We start from the raw sequence: 17,038 nt of genomic DNA, 5'->3' as shown, positions 1-17,038 counted from the left end.
GCGCAGCGAAGGACCTCTACTGCTTTCCTCCAACGAGTTAGGTAGGGGTCCTTCGCTGCGCTTAGGATGACAGTTGTTTTCAGACCATTTGATTAAGAAGGCGGACTTAGGAATGTCTTGATTCTTAATTCCTCATTCTTAATACCTAATTCTACGCCAGTGGCTTCTAATAACTTCATCGACTACGTCAAGATCAACTGCCGCTCGGGCCGGGGCGGGGCAGGCTCGCACCACTTCTTCCGGGCCAAGGGCCTGCCCAACGGCGGCCCCGATGGCGGCGACGGTGGCCGGGGTGGTCATATTATTCTGGAGGGCAACTCCCAACTCTGGACCCTGCTGCACCTGCAGTACCAGAAGCACCTGATTGCTAAGCCCGGCGAAAGCGGCGGCGAAAACCTGCGCACCGGTGCCCAGGGCGAAGATATTATCGTGCAGGTGCCCCTCGGTACTATTGCCCGCGACGCGGAAACCGGCGAGAAAAAGCTGGAAATCACGGAGCACGGCCAGCGCCTCATTCTCACGCCCGGCGGCCGCGGCGGCCTTGGCAACGACCACTTTAAGTCGGCTACCAACCAGGCGCCCAGCTACGCCCAGCCCGGCGAGCCCGGCATTGATGAGTGGGTGATTCTGGAGCTCAAGCTGCTGGCCGATGTAGGGCTGGTGGGCTTCCCGAATGCCGGCAAAAGCACGCTGCTGTCGGTGGTGTCGGCCGCTAAACCCAAGATTGCCGACTACGCCTTCACGACCCTCACGCCCAACCTGGGGGTAGTAGCCTACCGCGACTATAAGTCGTTTGTGATGGCCGACATTCCAGGCATTATTGAGGGCGCTGCCGAGGGTAGGGGCCTGGGCCACCGCTTCCTGCGCCACGTAGAGCGCAACTCCATTCTGCTGTTCATGATCAGCTGCGACTCGCCCGACATCAACGCCGAATACCAGGTGTTGCTCAGCGAGTTGGAACAATTCAACCCCGAACTGCTGGACAAGAAGCGCCTGCTGGCCATTACCAAGTCGGATATGCTGGACGAGGAATTGGAGGGAGAAATCCGGGAAACGCTGCCCACCGACCTGCCCACCATTTTCATTTCCAGCCTGACCAACAAGAACATCCAGCCCCTGAAGGATATGATCTGGCAGGCCCTGCACGCGCAGGAGTAAGAGGCAGAATCTGCTACCCCTTGTCACTTTGCAAACTTCGGGCTACCGTCGAGCTACCCGGAATACGACACTCCGGCTGAACTAACTGCGGGCCGCCGGAGGTTTCTGTGCCACAATGACAGCTAATCAAGCTTTGGCAAGTTCCTTGCGCCCAGCGTAGCCTCTATGTCTTCCCGATTCAACCCATTCCGACGATTTCAAGCGAAAATGGCTGACGATAAAACTCCACAACCCGACGAAACGCAATTCGACCAGACCAGCGCCTCAGGTAACCACGCTGCCGGCGAGCTGCCCGAAGAGCCCAATGCCCCCGAAATTGGGGAAGTAGAGGGCGCGGAGGCTACCCCGGAACAGGGCTTCAAAGCTGATGCCGAATTGGCCGATCTGAAGGATAAATACCTGCGCCTGGCCGCCGAGTTTGAAAACTACAAGCGTCGCACCACCAAGGAGCGCGCCGACCTGTTCAAGACCGCCAACCAGGAGCTGATGGTGGCCTTGCTGCCCGTGCTGGACGATTTCGATCGGGCCCGCCACCACACCAAGGACACGGAAGATGCTGGCACCGTGCGTGAAAGCATTGACATCATTTACAACAAGCTCCAGAAAACCCTGAACCAGAAGGGCCTTGCCTCCATGGAAGCAAAGGGCGGCGCTTTCGACCCTGATCTGCACGAGGCCATCACCCAGATTCCGGCCCCGTCGGAAGATCTGAAAGGCAAGATTGTGGATGAGGTAGAGAAAGGCTACTACCTCGGCGACAAGGTAATCCGCCACGCCAAGGTGGTACTGGGCCAGTAGAAAAATCAGAACGTCATGCAGAGGCGCAGCCGAAGCATCTCGCGTGGCATCGTTAAAGCAGTAACCCTATAATGTCAGCACGCGAGATGCTTCGGCTGCGCCTCTGCATGACAAGCCAAGTACAGTAAGATCATGGCAACGAAGCGAGATTATTACGAGGTGTTGGGCGTAGCCAAAAACGCTTCGGGCGACGAGATAAAGAAGGCCTACCGTAAGGTGGCCATCAAATATCACCCCGATAAAAACCCCGACGACCCAACCGCCGAGGACAAGTTTAAGGAAGCCGCCGAGGCCTACGAGGTCCTCAGCGACGAACAGAAGCGCGCCCGCTACGACCGTTTCGGCCACCAGGCCGGCGGCGGTAATGGCGGCGGCCCGAACATGGAGGACATCTTCTCCCAGTTTGGCGACATTTTCGGCGGCGGCGGTTTCGAAGGCTTCTTCGGAGGGGGTGGCCGCGGCCAGCAGGGCGGGCGGCGCGTGCGCAAGGGTTCCAACCTGCGCATCAAGCTGAAACTTGACCTGGAAGAAGTAGCCAACGGCGTCGAGAAAAAGATCAAGGTGAAGCGCTACGTGGCGTGTAACACTTGCTCGGGCACCGGCGCCAAAAACGGCACCGACCTCAAAACCTGCGGCACCTGCAACGGCCAGGGCCAGGTGAAGCGCGTGGTGCAAACCATGCTGGGTCAGATGGTTAGCGCCTCTACCTGCCCTACCTGCGAAGGCGAGGGCAAAGTGGTAACCAGCAAGTGCGACGTATGCCACGGCGACGGCCGCCAGTTGCACGAAGAGGTTATTCCGATCAACATTCCGGCGGGCGTGGCCGAGGGCATGCAGCTGAGCATGAACGGCAAAGGCAACTTCCCGGAGCGCGGCGGGGTACCCGGCGACCTGCTAATTCAGATTGAGGAGGAGCCACACGAAGTGCTCAAGCGCGACGGCAACAACATCATGTTCGAGCAATATATCTCGTTCGTGGATGCGGCCCTGGGCGCCAGCATTGAGGTGCCGACCATTGAAGGCAAGGTGAAAATCAAGGTGGACCCCGGCACTCAGCCCGGCAAGATCCTGCGCCTGCGCGGCAAAGGCATCAAGGACATCAACGGGTACGGCCGCGGCGACCAGCTGATTCATCTGAATGTCTGGACCCCGAAGAACGTGACCAGCGAAGAGCGTGAGCTGCTGGAAAAGCTGCGCGATGCCCGCAACTTCACGCCCAACCCCGGTAAAAACGAGAAAGGCTTCTTCGAGAAAGTGAAGGAGTACTTCCAATAATCACGGATTTAGACGGATTCACCGGATTCCGATGATCCTGCTCAGAGCCTGCTTTCCCACTTGATGGGGAGGCAGGCTTTTTTGTTTGGGCTTCCTACCCCGGCCCGCTATGCAAAGCCTATTGGGCTCCGGCGGGTTGATGTTGCTGACGTTTGCCGGGAAGGGTTTAGGCAGATGGATGGGGTAGGGGTATTGTTCGGGCGGTGCGGGGGTGGCTGGTCGGAAGCTTTTGGTGTTGGGCTCGGGTAGGAAGAAAAAAAGTTGAAGACGGCTGTAATGCGGGGCCGGGTTCTACGATAAATCCGGCAAACTTCCCCACCATATGCCTGCTGCTCTCACGCCGGATTTCTTGCACTTGCTTCAGCAGTACCAGCCCTTGCTGCGGCGGGTGGTGCGCATGTACTGCGCCGATGCCGACGACCAGCAGGACCTCTACCAGGACATCGTGCTGCAACTGTGGCGGGCGTGGCCAGCCTATCAGACCCGGGCCTCGGCCAAGCTCAGCACCTGGCTGTATCAGGTGGCCCTGAACGTGGCTATTTCTGATTTGCGGCTGCGGACGCGCAAGCCCCCGCCGGAGCGCTTCGGGGCCGCCCTGCCCGATGTTGCCGCGCCCCCTGACGCTGGCCCCGATGCCGAGGACTTAGGCCAGTTATACCAAGCCATTGAGCGGCTTTCGGATGTGGAAAAAGCCTTCGTGCTGCTGTATCTGGAAGAGCGCACCTATGAGGACATGGCCGACATCCTGGGCATCACCCAAAACAACGTGCGTGTGAAAATGCACCGCGTGCAAGACAAGCTTCGCCACCTGCTAACCCAACCCGCCTGATGGAACTCGATGATTTTCGCCGCCGCTGGCAGCAGCAGCCATCCGGCCCGGCACCCACTCCCGAAACCACTGAACAAATCCTACGCACTATGTTAGCCCAACGCACCATCGGTCCTATTGCCCAGCTGAAGCAAAATGTGCAGCGGGATATGAAGCTCAGCATTCCTATTCTGTTGCTGAATCTTTTCAACGTCTTCAACATCATGAGCCGGAAGACTCTCACTACTGAGTCGCGCCTCATGGCTGTGGGGCTGGTGGCGGCGCTGCTGGTGGTACTGGCGGCATCTGTGTACCGGCGTTTGCAGCTGGTGCGGCAAATGGAAGACAGCAACGCCGACCTCTATAACCAGTTGAAGACGACTTCCCAGAAGCTGCGGCAAGTGTTGCGGACGAGCTGGGTAATGGGCATCGGGGCGCTGCTAGTGGTATGCGGGATGTTTCTGTACAAAACACACGCAGAGCTGCTGGCTTACCTGAGTCCCGGAGCCGAGCATTGGGGCCGGAACGTTACGGTGTTCGTTTTGGGCTGCCTCGGGGTTGCGCTTGTGATAACGGCGCTGTTTATTGTGGGCAAGGCTAAGCAGCAGCGCCGCTACGGCCAGCACCTCGACCGGCTGGAAGAGGCCCTACGGGAGTTAGAGGCCTGAGGCAGCCCGTTCAGGCTACGTTTCTGACAGTTCAGGCCAGTAATCTGCCGGTTGGTTGGAATTTATGCCTCTGCTTTATCGGGTTCCTGTAATATTACATCAACAACCAATTTGCCTTTCTGCTGTGAAACCACCTATCCTCGAAGTGCGCGACGTGCGCAAGCAGTACGCCGCTCATACCGCCCTCGACGGCGTGAGCCTGTCGGTGCCGGAGGGCTCTATTTTTGGGCTGTTAGGGCCTAATGGCGCCGGTAAAACTTCCCTGATCCGCATCATCACCCAGATAACCGGGGCCGATGCGGGCGAGGTACTGTTCCGGGGCGAGAAGCTGAACCCCTCCCATATTGGGCGCATTGGCTACCTGCCCGAGGAGCGCGGCCTCTACAAGAAAATGAAGGTAGGGGAGCAGCTCCTGTACCTGGCCCAGCTGAAAGGTTTGAGCAAGGACGAAGCCCGGCAGAAAATCAAAGGCTGGCTGGAGCGCTTCGATATCAAGTCATGGTCGGAGAAAAACATCGAGGACCTAAGCAAGGGCATGCAGCAGAAGGTACAGTTTATTGCCACAGTGGTGCACGAGCCGGAGCTAGTGATTCTCGACGAGCCGTTCTCGGGCTTTGACCCCATCAACGCCAACCTGCTCAAGGATGAGATTCTGGCCATGCGCGACCGGGGCACCAGCATCATCTTTTCTACTCACCGCATGGAATCGGTGGAGGAGATGTGCGACCATATTGCCCTCATCAACCGCAGCCGCAAAGTGCTCGATGGCTCCGTGCGCGAGGTTCGCGACGCCTACCGCGCCCAGACGTACGAAGTGGAAGGCAAAGGCCGGCTGATGGTGATGCACCCCGACTTTGAGGTGCTCAAACACCAGGAGCGCGAAAACGGCCACTTCTACGACATCATTCGCCTGCACGGCGGTACCACTCCCAACGACCTGCTGCGCTACCTGATTGGGGCCGGCAGCGTGGAGGTACACGCCTTCCGGGAACTGGTGCCCAGCATCAACGACATCTTTATTCGGCGGGTGCGCGAAACCCAGCCCGATTACGTGCCCGAAACGGATACCGCTCTGGCTTAGCGCAACTTACCTTTCCTTCTGCATCTGAAAAGACCTTTACTATGTCGAAAATCTGGTTGATTGCGCAGCGCGAGTACCTGACCCGGGTGCGCAAAAAGAGCTTTCTGATTATGTCGTTGCTGGGGCCGCTGCTCACGGCCGCCATTTTTGCCGTGCCCGTGCTCATTGCTACCCTGTCGGATAAGGACAAGGTGGTGGCCGTGGCCGACGCCGGAGGGCTGTTCACGGATAAGCTGCCTGACCCCCAGAATGATATTACGTTCAAGCGCGTGTCGGCAGACCTGCCTGCCGCCAAAGCAGAGTTCAACAAAGCCAAGTACGACGCCCTGCTGTACGTGCCCAAGCTGGATATAGCCAACCCCGACGGGTTTCAGGTATTCTCGCGCAAAGGCCTGGGCATGACGTTGCAACGAGACATTGAGCGTTCCGTGGAAAACGCGGTGGAAGCCCAACGCCTCAAAAATGCCGGCCTCGACCAAGCCGTACTGAAGACCATGAAGGCCGATGTGAGCCTGAAAACCATTAGCTTAAGTGAAGATGGGGAGCGGAGCTCCAGCACTGGCGTAAGCACCGGCGTGGCCTACGCCTGCGGCTTTCTGATCTACATGTTCATCTTCATCTACGGCATTCAGATTATGCGCGGGGTGATGGAGGAAAAGACCAACCGCATCGTGGAAGTGGTTATTTCCTCCGTGAAGCCCTTCCAGCTGATGATGGGCAAAGTGCTGGGCATTGCCGGGGTAGGATTTACGCAACTAGCGTTATGGGTGATTCTGTCGTTTGGCATTACTTCGGCCATAGCAGGCTCCGTCAGCCCCGACAAGATTGTGCAGAACCGCGTGGAGCGGGTGAATACCGCTGCTGGTGCCACGGCTACGGTGGAAGCCAAAGAAACCAAAAAGGAAGGCAACGAAATTGTAAAGGCCTTCAAAGAAGCTGACCTTAACTTCGGGATGATTGCCGGCTGCTTCCTGTTTTATTTCCTGGGAGGTTACCTGTTCTACGGTGCCTTGTTCGGGGCTATCGGCTCGGCCGTGGACAGCGAAACGGACACCCAGCAGTTCATGATGCCCGTGACCATGCCTTTGGTGCTCACCTTCGTAGTGGCCCAGGCTACCCTCACCACCAACCCCAACGGGCAGGTAGCCTTCTGGATGTCAATGATTCCGTTTACCTCGCCCATTGCCATGATGATGCGCCTGCCCTTTGGGGGCGTGCCCATGTGGCAGCTAGGCCTGTCGATGCTCCTGCTGATTCTGGGGTTCCTGGGCACCATTTGGCTGGCGGGCCGCATCTACCGGGTAGGTATTCTGATGTACGGCAAGAAGGTAACCTACGGCGAACTGTCGAAGTGGCTGTTCTATAAAGGCTAAACCAGTTTCTGGCTAAATCGGTACTGAACGCAGAAAGCCCCGGTAGCTGTTGAAAAGCAGCTGCCGGGGCTTTCTGCTACCTTGCACCCAAGCTTCTGCCGGCCGCCCTGATTTCCTATGACCAGAAAATTCCTGTTCCTACCCCTGCTTTTGCTACTAACCTCCCTGACCCTACGGGCCGATGATAAGCCGGCCTACCGCCTGTTCACGGCCGTCGGCAAAGCCGCCGACTACTATAAGATGCTCAAGGAACTGGCCGCCGCCGACGTGGTATTCTTCGGGGAGCAGCACAACGACCCCATGGCCCACTGGCTGGAACTGCAGGTAACCAAAGACCTGCTGCGCCTGCGGCAAGGGCAACTAGTGCTGGGCCTGGAAATGTTTGAGCGCGATGTGCAACCCCTGGTGGACCAGTACACCACCGGCGAGCTGTCGGATAAAGAGTTTGAGGAGCAAAGCCGCCCCTGGCCCAACTACGCCACCGACTACAAGCCCCTGCTACAGCTGGCCAAGCAGCAGAAGTTTCGGGTGGTGGGCACCAACGTGCCGCGCCGCTACGCCTCACAAGTGGCAAAGGGCAGCCTCGCGGCGCTCAATGAGCTGCCAGCTTCGGAGAAGGCCTGGATGGCGCCCCTGCCGCTTGCGGTAGATTATGAGCTGCCCGGCTATAAAAACATGGCGAAAATGTTTGGGGGCGACGCGGCCCACGCCGCCGGGGTGCAGAATATTATTCAGGCCCAGGCCCTCAAGGATGCGACTATGGCCCACTTTCTCAACCAGGCCCGCCCCGAAGGCCACCTGCTACTCCACCTCAACGGCGCATACCACTCCGACAACCACGACGGCATTCTGGCCTACCTGCGCCAGCAAAACCCCAAACTGAAGGTGCTGACCATCAGCACGGTTTCCCAGGAGCAGCTCAGTAAGCTGGATAAGGAGAATCAGCAGAAGGCCGATTTTGTGCTGGTAGTACCCCAGGATATGACCAAGACGTATTAAGCCTACCCCCTCACCCCCTCTGCAATGCTTTCCACTCAAAACTACGCCGCCCTCCCTGATATGGCGGGCTTGCGCCGCCTCTGCCAGTCGTTGGCCGTGCTCGATGCCATCAACTCCCAGGACCTGGAATACCGCTACTACACCTTCGACCCCAACTGGGACCAAGGCGAGGCTTTGTTCGAAATGAACGATGGAGAAGGCGACCAGATGCTGGTGCTGTTCCGGGAGGAAGGCTGCTGTATCAACGGCTACCTCGATGGCTACGACCAACCCGATAAAGCTCAGGTGACGCGGGGCCTGCCCGAGGTTTTTGATGAGTTTATGCTCGGGGAGCCGGTCAACTCCATTGGTACCACGTTCTGCCTCTGGTACACGCCGGCCCACGGCTGGCAAACCGGCATCTTGCCCGATGAGGACGATGGCTCAGAAGAGCTCCTGTTCATCTTCGACGGCAACCCTGCAACCTACGCCGAGTGGGCCAACGAGTACTACATCGACGAAACCGACCGGGACCCGATAGACGCCGATGCCGTGGCCCGTATTTATCAGCACGAGCCCCTGGCCCGGGAGCTGGTAAAAGAGTTGATTGATCCGCTGGAAGACTGGGCCCAGTTAGAAACCGATCTGCAGGAAATCGGCTACCCCTACCAGTTTGCTTAATCCGCAGACTGCTCGGGCAGATAGTGCCGGGCCAGGGCTGTAAAGGCTTCTACCTGCCGCTGTTGCCACTGCTCGTTCCGGCCGAGCTCCTGACCCAGGAACTTGGCTACCTGCGGAGCTATCCGGATGGCTGCCCGCGCATCGAGGAAAAGCACCCGCACCCGGCGGGCCAGCACATCTTCCACGGTGCGCGCCATTTCGTAGCGGGCAGCCCATACTACTTCAGCCTGCAGAAACTCAAGGGCCTCATCCAGAGGACGGCCAAGCTCGGGGCGTTGGGCAATAAGCTCTTGCAGAACTGGCAAGTCGGAGCCGTACCGGGCTAGGTGGCCGCTGTCAGTGGCCGGAGCCGCGCCGTGGATGGGCATGTGGGCGGTTTGGCTCGGGGCAGGGGGTAGCAGGCCCAGGGCAGTTATCTTGTCCATGGCATCTTGCCCCATGCGGCGGTAGGTGGTCCATTTGCCGCCCGTGATGGTGACCAGGCCCGAACGGGAAACCAGAATTTTATGGCTGCGCGAAATTTCCTTGGTGGAGGCAGAGCCGCTCTGGGGCGCGGCCAGCGGCCGTAAGCCCGCGAAAATGCTGAGCACATCGGAGCGTTTGGGCGCTCGGGTAAGGTAGGCGGCGGCCGTGCGCAGAATGAATTCGATTTCTTTATTGAGGGCCTGAGGCTCCAGGCGGGTTGTGTGCAGGGGTGTATCGGTGGTGCCCACTACCACGCGGCCCTGCCAGGGCACGGCAAACAGCACCCGCCCGTCCTCGGTCTTCGGAATCATGAGGGCATGGGGGCCGGGCAGAAAGGAGGCATCGAGCACGAGATGTACACCCTGGCTGGGTTGCACCAGCTTGGGCGCGCCGGGCTCATCTAGCTGCAGAATTTCATCTACAAATACACCAGTGGCATTCACGACGGCCGTGGCCTGCACCTGGTAGGTAGTGCCGGTTTCCAGGTCGGTGGCGGCTACCCCCGTAATCTTGCCCGAACCGTCTTTCAGCAGCCCATTCACCTGCAGGTAGTTAAGAATGGCACCTCCGTGCTCAATGGCCGTTTGGGCCAGATTAACAGCCAGGCGAGCATCGTCGAACTGTCCATCGTGGTAAAGCACGCCGCCGCGCAGACCTTCGGGCCTAATGGCGGGTAGGCGCTGCAGGGTTTCCGCTTTGCTTAGCAGTTTGCTGGTGCCCAGGCTGAGCTTGCCTGCCAGCAGATCATACAGCTTCAGCCCGATGGCATAAAACGGGCCGCCCCACCAGGTATAGCTGGGAATAATAAAATCGAGGTTTTTGACGAGGTGAGGCGCGTTCTGCAGCAACAGGCCCCGCTCATACAAAGCTTCCCTCACCAGCGCTACGTCGCCCTGGGCCAGGTAGCGCACGCCGCCGTGTACCAGCTTGGTGCTGCGGCTGCTGGTGCCCTTAGCAAAATCGGCCTGCTCCAGCAGCAGGGTTTTGTAGCCACGGCTGATGGCATCCAGCGCCACGCCTAGCCCCGTGGCACCGCCCCCTATCACAACTACATCCCACAGCGGCTGGGCTTGTAGCTGCTGCAAAAGCGTTTCGCGCTGAAAGATGGACGCAGAAGGGTTTGGTGACATAGAAGGGGTAGCACGCCTGGCACGATAAGCCAGCCGCTCTGCTTCCTCAACGGATTGCCGGGGAAATAGATAATTTGGCCCGGACCCGGCTGCTGGTAGGCTGGGCCAAAACTCTCACTAATCAGGCCTATGCTGTTTCGCGAAGCGCAGTTAACGGATATTCCGCAACTCTCGCGGGTGCGCCTGTCGGTGCAGGAGAACCGCTTATCCGACCCCGGCCGCATCACAACTCAGGACTACACCGAGTACCTCGCGCAACGCGGTAAAGGCTGGTTGTGCGAGGTAGCGGGCGAGGTTGTTGGCTTTGGCATTGCCGATCTGGTGGGCCGCAGCATCTGGGCCCTGTTCGTGCAGCCGGAGTTTGCCGGGCAGGGTATCGGCAAGCAGCTGCACGACCGGATGTTGGATTGGTACTTCGCCCAAACCGCTGAACCCGTCTGGCTCAGCACTGCTCCTGGCACCCGCGCCGAAGAGTTCTACCGCCGCCAAGGTTGGCAGGACACCGGCCGGACCAAGAAGGGGGGAATTCGGTTTGAAATGAGGGTGGAGGTGTGGAAGAGGTAATTATAGTGAGGTTATTTGTGCTTGTTAATGAGTGTGTTATAAATGCTGTCGAATAAAATTTCAAATTTGAAGGAGTGGAAGCTAGGTGGCCTGCCGGAGGATGCCTTGATAGAGGTTTCTATTCATTTTAATTACCCGCCCACGGAGGAGCTACAACCCCTTTTGCCTGCCCAACGGGTGAAAAGGATAAATGAAATAATGCGGCAGAATATTCAGGTGGTAGTCGGCCAGATTCAGCCTGTAGCGCATTCTCCTTCGCCTGATAACCGTCGGCCTAGAGGCATGCGGTGCAGCTTGCCGGCTGCTAAGCTTCCGGTTTTGTGTAGCATTGAACAGGTTAAGTCGGTAACCATTGGCAATGCAGCCGGAAGCAAGAGAATAGTGCGCCGTAAGAAAGAAGTACACCAGTTCTTCTGCGTGAGAATGACGGTTGCTATTCAGATAGAAGGCAAACAGGACGGCTTGCAGGGCTGCGAGGAACGGTTTGTTCTTATTAAGGCCTCCTCGAGAGAGGATGCTTACGGCCGAGTGGAGGCAGCTAGTTCAACCTACTCTGAGCCTTATTTAAACTCAGATGGCTATTTGGTAAGGTGGAAAGTGGAGAGCTTGGATGACTGCTACGAAACGGGGATAACTAAGCTTTCAGAATTTACTGCTCTAGGTGGGGTAGAGGTCTTTTCCGGCATTAAGAATCGCCGTATGACACTGGAAAGAACCTGGGACGGAAAAGCGGAATAAAGTAGGCGGCATGAACCACAGAGGCTCATTATTCATCATAAGGTTTAGCCTTTATATGAGGGTAGTAAGTAGCTGGCTTGTGGTAAGCTTGCTGTTGAGGTTACCAGCCTTGGCTCAACCCAGCTTCAGTGTGGTACCGCTGGGTGTGAAGGGCGGCGTGCAGGAAAGCAACCTGTCGGCCTACCTGGTGGCCCCGGCCGGCTCCAGTTCCTACCTCTGCCTGGATGCCGGAACCGTGTACAGCGGAGTCGAAAAGGCTGTTAGCAATAAGGTGTTTTCCGCACCAGCCAGTGAGGTAGTCCGCACCCAAATCAAAGCCTACCTCATTTCCCACGCCCACCTCGACCATGTAGCCGGCCTGTTGCTCGGAGCCCCCGACGACACGCCGAAAAGTATCTATGGCCTTCAAAGCTGCCTCGCCACCATCCAAACCGACTATTTCAACTGGCGGGCCTGGCCCAATTTCGGCGACGGTGGCGCCCCGCCGGCCCTCAAGAAATACCAGCTGCGTGAGTTGCAACCCCAGCAGGAAACGCCCATCGAAAACACGACGCTGCAGGTGCAGGCCTACCCTCTTAGCCACGGCAAACTCTACCAAAGCGCGGCGTTTCTGGTGCGCAGCGGCAGCAGCTACCTACTCTACCTCGGCGACACCGGCGCCGATACCGTGGAGCAAAGCCAGAAGTTGCGTGCCGTGTGGCAGGCCATGCAGCCCCTGGTTAAGGCCCGGCAGCTCAAGGCCATTTTCATTGAAGCTTCCTACCCCAACGCCCAGCCCACAACCCCGCTTTTCGGTCACCTTACGCCGGCGCTACTGATGCAGGAAATGGCGGTGCTGGGTCAGTTGGCTGGGCCAGAGTTCTTGCGCGGATTGCCGGTGGTTATCACGCACGCTAAGCCGGGGAATGAAGCCGCCATTCGCCAACAGCTCACCGAGGCCAACAAGCTCCAGCTGAAGCTGGTGTTTCCGGAGCAAGGGCGGCGACTGGAGTTCTGATTTGCCGGCCTGTCAGGGCGAATTTCACAGGCTTTCGTAGCCAACCTAAAGCAGGGCGGGTCTTGTGCCTTTAAGCCGTTTCTATGCTAGCTTAGACGTATGCTTCTCCCCAACCTTTGCAAATCAGCCCTGGCCTGCTGCGCGCTACTTCTGCTGTTACTGTGTCCGCCGGCAGCTCACGGACAAAGCCAGCCGCCAAAGCGCGAACCATTCGTGCTGGGTCACATCGACAGAATCAAATCGGGGCAGCTAAACGAGGAGCGGGTACTGAACATCTACCTGCCAGAGGGCTACGCAAACGACCCCAAGGCTACCTACCCCGTAATTTATCTGCTGGATGGGTCCGCCGATGAAGATTTTATTCATATCGTCGGGCTGGCGCAGTTTCTGACGTTTCCCTGGATAGACGTGCTGCCTAAGTCCATCATTGTAGGTATTGCTACCGTTGACCGGCGGCGGGACTTTACCTTCCCAACCCGCAATGAGAAGGACCGGAAAGATTTCCCCACGGCTGGTAAGTCGGCGGCTTTTATGCGCTTTCTGGAAAAGGACCTGCAGCCTTACGTGGAGAAAACCTACCGTACCAATGGGCAAAAAACATTGGTAGGTCAGTCGTTAGGTGGGTTGTTTGCCATGGAAGTGCTGCTGAAAAAGCCCACGCTGTTTAATAACTACATCATTGCCAGCCCCAGCCTGTGGTGGGATAATGAATCGTTGGTAGCCCAGGCCCCCGGCTTGCTCAAGCCGGCTGCAGCGGCGGCACCCGTCAACGTGTTTGTGGCGCTTGGCAACGAAGGCCCCGAGATGAAGAAAGCCACCGAAGCTATGGTGGCGACTCTGCGGGCCGCGCCGGCTAAAGGCAGTCGTATTGAATACGTACCGTTTCCGGAAGAAACGCACGCTACTATTCTGCACCGGGCGGTGTACAAAGCCTTCGAAACGCTTTATAAGAAGCCTAAATAGGCGGGCAGCCGGGTGGGTAACACAAAACCAGTAGCAGGTAACACTGGCCTAGCGGGTCTGGGAAATGACGGCGTACCTTTCCTGTTCATTCCGGCTTCGTTTATGAAACGTCTTTCCTTCCTGCTGTTGGCGGGCCTCCTGGGCTCTGCTGTCCAAGCCCAAACGGTTCACTCACCTGGTAATAAGCTCACCCTGAGTTTCCAGCTCAGTCCGGCAGGCGAGCCAACGTATCAGCTGCGGCTAGGGGGTAGGGCGGTACTCAAGCCGAGCCGCTTGGGCATGTTGCTGCAAGGGCTGCCGGCTCTGGATAAGGGCCTGGCCGTTGCGCAGGTTGATTCCAGCCAGCACGACGATACCTGGACGCCCGTATGGGGCGAGGTAAAGCAGATCCGCAACCGCTACAAGGAACTGGCCGTGACCCTGCGGCAGCCCTCTGCGGACGGCCGCCGGTTGGTAGTGCGCTTCCGCCTCTACGACGACGGGCTGGGCTTCCGCTACGAGTTTCCGCAGCAGCCGAATCTGCAGTATTTCACGGTGCAGGAAGAGAAAACCGAGTTCAACCTGCCCGCCAACCACAAAGCCTTCTGGATTCCGGGCGACTACGACTCCAACGAATACACTTACAGCACTACCCGCCTGAGCGAGGTTAATAGTGCCTCTATTGAGCCCATTCAGCAGAAATCGGCGCCCCAGCGCATCCAAACGCCGCTCATGCTTAAGTCCGACGAGGGGCTGTACGTGAACATCCACGAGGCGGCGCTGGTCAATTACCCCGCCATGATGCTGGACGTGAATCCCCAGACCTTCGGGCTGCGCAGCCACCTGGTGCCTTCCGCTACCGGTGCGGCCGCCTACCTGCAAGCCCCTGAGCATACGCCCTGGCGCACCATCATCGTCAGCGACAAAGCCCCCGAGGTGCTAGCCAGCAAGCTCATCCTCAACCTCAACGAGCCCACCAAATTCCCGACCACTGACTGGATCAAGCCCCAGAAATTTGTGGGCGTGTGGTGGGAGATGCACGTCAACAAAGCCAGCTGGAACTACGCCGATACCAGCAACATCAAGCTCTCCGGCACCGACTGGAGCAAGCTGAAGCCTAACGGCCACCACGGCGCTAACACCGCCAACGTGAAGCGCTACATCGACTTCGCGGCCAAGCACGGCCTGCAGAGCGTGCTGGTGGAGGGGTGGAACGTGGGCTGGGAAGACTGGGCGAATAACTGGAAGGAAGAAGTGTTCGACTTTGTAACGCCCTACCCCGATTTCAATGTGCAGGAGCTGCAGGCCTACGCCGCCAGCAAGGGCGTGAAGCTGATAATGCACCACGAAACCAGCTCCTCCGTCACCAACTATGAGCGCCGCCAGGATGCCGCCTACCGCTTCATGAAGCAGTATGGCTACGACGCCGTGAAAACCGGCTACGTGGGCCGCATCATCCCGCGCGGGGAGCACCACGACGGCCAGTGGATGGTAAACCACTACAACCGCACAGCCCAGAAAACCGGCGAAAACCAGATCATGGTGGACATGCACGAATCAGTGCGGCCAACGGGGCTGCACCGCACGTACCCCAACTGGCTGGCCTCAGAAGCGGCCCGGGGCAACGAGTTCAACGCCTGGAGCACCGGTAACCCGCCCGAGCACGAAACCATTCTGCCCTTCACCCGGCTCATGGGTGGCCCCATGGACTACACGCCCGGCATCTTCCAGATTAAGCTGGAAGGCTGGAACCCGCAGCGCAACCAGGGCAAGCAGGTACACACTACGCTCGCTAAGCAGCTGGCCTTGTATGTGACCCTGTACAGCCCCGTGCAAATGGCCGCCGACCTGCCCGAAGCCTACGAGCAGCACCCCGATGCCTTCCAGTTCATTAAGGATGTAGCGGTAGATTGGGACGACACCCGCATTCTGGCTGCTGAGCCGGGCGACTACCTCACCACGGCCCGCAAAGCCAAAGGTACTGAGGAGTGGTACGTAGGCGCCATCACCGACGAAAATGCCCGTACTCAAACCATTAAGCTCGATTTCCTCACGCCCGGCACTACCTACGAAGCCACTATCTACGCCGATGGCAAAGGAGCCAGCTGGGACAAGAACCCCATGGCCTACCAGATTCGCAAGCAGAAAGTGGACCGCAAAACCACGCTCAAGCTAGCACTCGCCGCCGGGGGCGGGGCCGCTATCAGCATCAAGCCTGTCAGGAAGTAGCAGATAGTTTCAGTTGGGGCAGGCTACTGGTACATCGTAGCTTGAAATCAGTAGATTGGGCGCATTATCCATCTACTATCTATTTCGCCCGATGAGAAAATCTACTACCCTGGTTTGCGGGGCCATCTTGCTGCTAATCTCTACCTCCTCGGTAGCGCCCGAAGGGTGGGAGCCGCTGCTAGACAAAAATCTGAGTAAGTGGCAGACGTTTCAGAGCTACCGCCATCAGGTGGGCTACCGGGGCCAGCAGCCCACCGACGCCCAGGGCAAGCCGCTGGCGCCCATCGGCTACGGCAAAAATGAGGCAAACGTCTTTTCCGTAGTAATGCAGGAAGGTGAGCCGGTACTGCGCATCAGCGGCGAGATATACGGCTGCGTTTTCACGAAGCAGGATTTCCGCAACTACGCCCTCAAGCTGAAGGTGAAATGGGGAACCAAGAAGTGGACGCCCCGCCTCGATGAACCCCTCGACAGTGGCATCCTGTATAACAGCCAGGGCGAGTGCGGGGTCGATTACTGGCGCAGTTGGATGCTCAGCCAAGAGTTTCAGGTGTCGGAATACCAGAAGGGCAACGCCATGGGCGACTTCTGGTGCATTGCCAACTCCACCGCCGACATCCGGGCCGCCTACAACAAAACCCGGGACACGCTCCGCTACAACGCCACGGCCGCCCCCGTGACCATGGGCCGCGGGGGGCCCGGCTTCTGTCAGGCTTCGGCGAATTATGAAGTACCGAACGGCCAGTGGAATGAGCTGGAACTCATCAACGTAAACGGCCAGAGTGTGCACATCGTGAATGGCCACGTTGTGCTGGCCGTGAATAACTCCGGAGCCATTGTAAATGGGCAGCGCCAACCGCTGACTTACGGCAAAATTCAGCTGCAAAGCGAAGCCGCCGAGGTGTTCTACAAAGACATCCTCATCAAGCCCCTGGACACCATGCCCGCCGAGTACGCCAAGTATTTCAAGTAGAAAAGAATAACGCCCTGATGTGTTAATTAGAGTACTTGACGTTCTTTCTTAAATCGTCAGGTCAATTTAGACCATCATTTCGGGCATAATAGTAACCGTCATGTCGAGCTTGTCGAGACATCTCGCGTGCTGATGTTGTAATGCTAATGCAACGTCAGCACGCGAGATGTCTCGACAAGC

The 17,038-nt window shown here is 58.1% G+C and carries 16 protein-coding genes; 15 read left to right on the top strand and 1 reads right to left on the bottom strand.

Translation table 11 applies throughout. The annotated features are described in order from the left end of the window. Window positions 1-159: 159 nt before the first annotated feature. The 9 genes from obgE (at window position 160) to FGZ14_RS10975 (ending at window position 8,820) form a co-directional block, all read left to right on the top strand. Window positions 160-1,158: a GTPase ObgE gene (obgE, locus tag FGZ14_RS11015; protein ID WP_139924213.1), complete on the top strand. Its 999-nt coding sequence runs from the start codon at window positions 160-162 to the stop codon at window positions 1,156-1,158. 207 nt (window positions 1,159-1,365) lie between these two features. Beyond that, window positions 1,366-1,956, top strand: coding sequence for a nucleotide exchange factor GrpE (locus FGZ14_RS11010; protein WP_139924210.1), 591 nt, complete (start codon window positions 1,366-1,368; stop codon window positions 1,954-1,956). Window positions 1,957-2,088: 132 nt separating this feature from the next. Next, window positions 2,089-3,231: a molecular chaperone DnaJ gene (dnaJ, locus tag FGZ14_RS11005; RefSeq protein ID WP_139924208.1), complete on the top strand. Its 1,143-nt coding sequence runs from the start codon at window positions 2,089-2,091 to the stop codon at window positions 3,229-3,231. Between the two features lie 322 nt (window positions 3,232-3,553). Next, window positions 3,554-4,060, top strand: a complete 507-nt coding sequence (locus FGZ14_RS11000; RefSeq protein WP_139924206.1) for an RNA polymerase sigma factor — start codon at window positions 3,554-3,556, stop codon at window positions 4,058-4,060. Further along, window positions 4,060-4,707: a hypothetical protein gene (locus FGZ14_RS10995; protein ID WP_139924204.1), complete on the top strand. Its 648-nt coding sequence runs from the start codon at window positions 4,060-4,062 to the stop codon at window positions 4,705-4,707. The genes FGZ14_RS11000 and FGZ14_RS10995 overlap by 1 nt, the downstream gene beginning before the upstream one ends. Before the next feature lie 124 nt (window positions 4,708-4,831). Beyond that, window positions 4,832-5,788 (top strand): ABC transporter ATP-binding protein, encoded by a 957-nt coding sequence (locus FGZ14_RS10990; protein ID WP_257883208.1) that lies wholly within the window; start codon window positions 4,832-4,834, stop codon window positions 5,786-5,788. 41 nt (window positions 5,789-5,829) lie between these two features. Beyond that, window positions 5,830-7,161: an ABC transporter permease gene (locus tag FGZ14_RS10985; RefSeq protein ID WP_139924201.1), complete on the top strand. Its 1,332-nt coding sequence runs from the start codon at window positions 5,830-5,832 to the stop codon at window positions 7,159-7,161. 117 nt (window positions 7,162-7,278) lie between these two features. Continuing rightward, complete coding sequence (locus tag FGZ14_RS10980) at window positions 7,279-8,160, top strand: ChaN family lipoprotein (RefSeq protein WP_139924198.1); 882 nt, start codon at window positions 7,279-7,281, stop codon at window positions 8,158-8,160. Between the two features lie 24 nt (window positions 8,161-8,184). Continuing rightward, on the top strand, window positions 8,185-8,820 hold the full coding sequence (locus tag FGZ14_RS10975) for a hypothetical protein (protein ID WP_139924196.1): 636 nt from the start codon (window positions 8,185-8,187) through the stop codon (window positions 8,818-8,820). Here FGZ14_RS10975 and FGZ14_RS10970 read toward each other — a convergent pair. Next, the gene (locus tag FGZ14_RS10970; protein WP_139924194.1) at window positions 8,817-10,415 is read right to left on the bottom strand and encodes a glycerol-3-phosphate dehydrogenase/oxidase; all 1,599 of its coding nucleotides are present in this window, start codon (window positions 10,413-10,415) and stop codon (window positions 8,817-8,819) included. The two genes, FGZ14_RS10975 and FGZ14_RS10970, sit on opposite strands and share 4 nt — an antisense overlap. Window positions 10,416-10,544: 129 nt before the next feature. Between FGZ14_RS10970 and FGZ14_RS10965 the strand changes: the two genes are divergently transcribed. The 6 genes from FGZ14_RS10965 (at window position 10,545) to FGZ14_RS10940 (ending at window position 16,858) form a co-directional block, all read left to right on the top strand. Beyond that, window positions 10,545-10,979 carry a GNAT family N-acetyltransferase gene (locus FGZ14_RS10965; RefSeq protein ID WP_139924192.1) on the top strand — a complete coding sequence of 145 codons (435 nt, stop codon included), beginning with the start codon at window positions 10,545-10,547 and terminating at the stop codon, window positions 10,977-10,979. A gap of 42 nt (window positions 10,980-11,021) precedes the next feature. Next, window positions 11,022-11,717 carry a DUF4288 domain-containing protein gene (locus FGZ14_RS10960; RefSeq protein ID WP_139924190.1) on the top strand — a complete coding sequence of 232 codons (696 nt, stop codon included), beginning with the start codon at window positions 11,022-11,024 and terminating at the stop codon, window positions 11,715-11,717. A gap of 109 nt (window positions 11,718-11,826) precedes the next feature. Next, entirely contained in the window at window positions 11,827-12,714 is an 888-nt protein-coding gene (locus tag FGZ14_RS10955) for an MBL fold metallo-hydrolase (RefSeq protein WP_257883207.1), read from the top strand. 99 nt (window positions 12,715-12,813) lie between these two features. After that, the gene (locus tag FGZ14_RS10950; RefSeq protein WP_139924186.1) at window positions 12,814-13,677 is read left to right on the top strand and encodes an alpha/beta hydrolase; all 864 of its coding nucleotides are present in this window, start codon (window positions 12,814-12,816) and stop codon (window positions 13,675-13,677) included. A gap of 102 nt (window positions 13,678-13,779) precedes the next feature. After that, on the top strand, window positions 13,780-15,885 hold the full coding sequence (locus tag FGZ14_RS10945) for a glycoside hydrolase family 97 protein (protein ID WP_139924184.1): 2,106 nt from the start codon (window positions 13,780-13,782) through the stop codon (window positions 15,883-15,885). Window positions 15,886-15,976: 91 nt separating this feature from the next. Beyond that, window positions 15,977-16,858 (top strand): DUF1080 domain-containing protein, encoded by an 882-nt coding sequence (locus FGZ14_RS10940; protein ID WP_139924182.1) that lies wholly within the window; start codon window positions 15,977-15,979, stop codon window positions 16,856-16,858. Window positions 16,859-17,038: the final 180 nt, after the last annotated feature.

It is taken from the genome of Hymenobacter sp. DG01, assembly GCF_006352025.1.
Classification (GTDB): domain Bacteria; phylum Bacteroidota; class Bacteroidia; order Cytophagales; family Hymenobacteraceae; genus Hymenobacter.
Note: the sequence above shows the minus strand (reverse complement) of the source record. Positions and strands in the feature narration are given on the sequence as shown.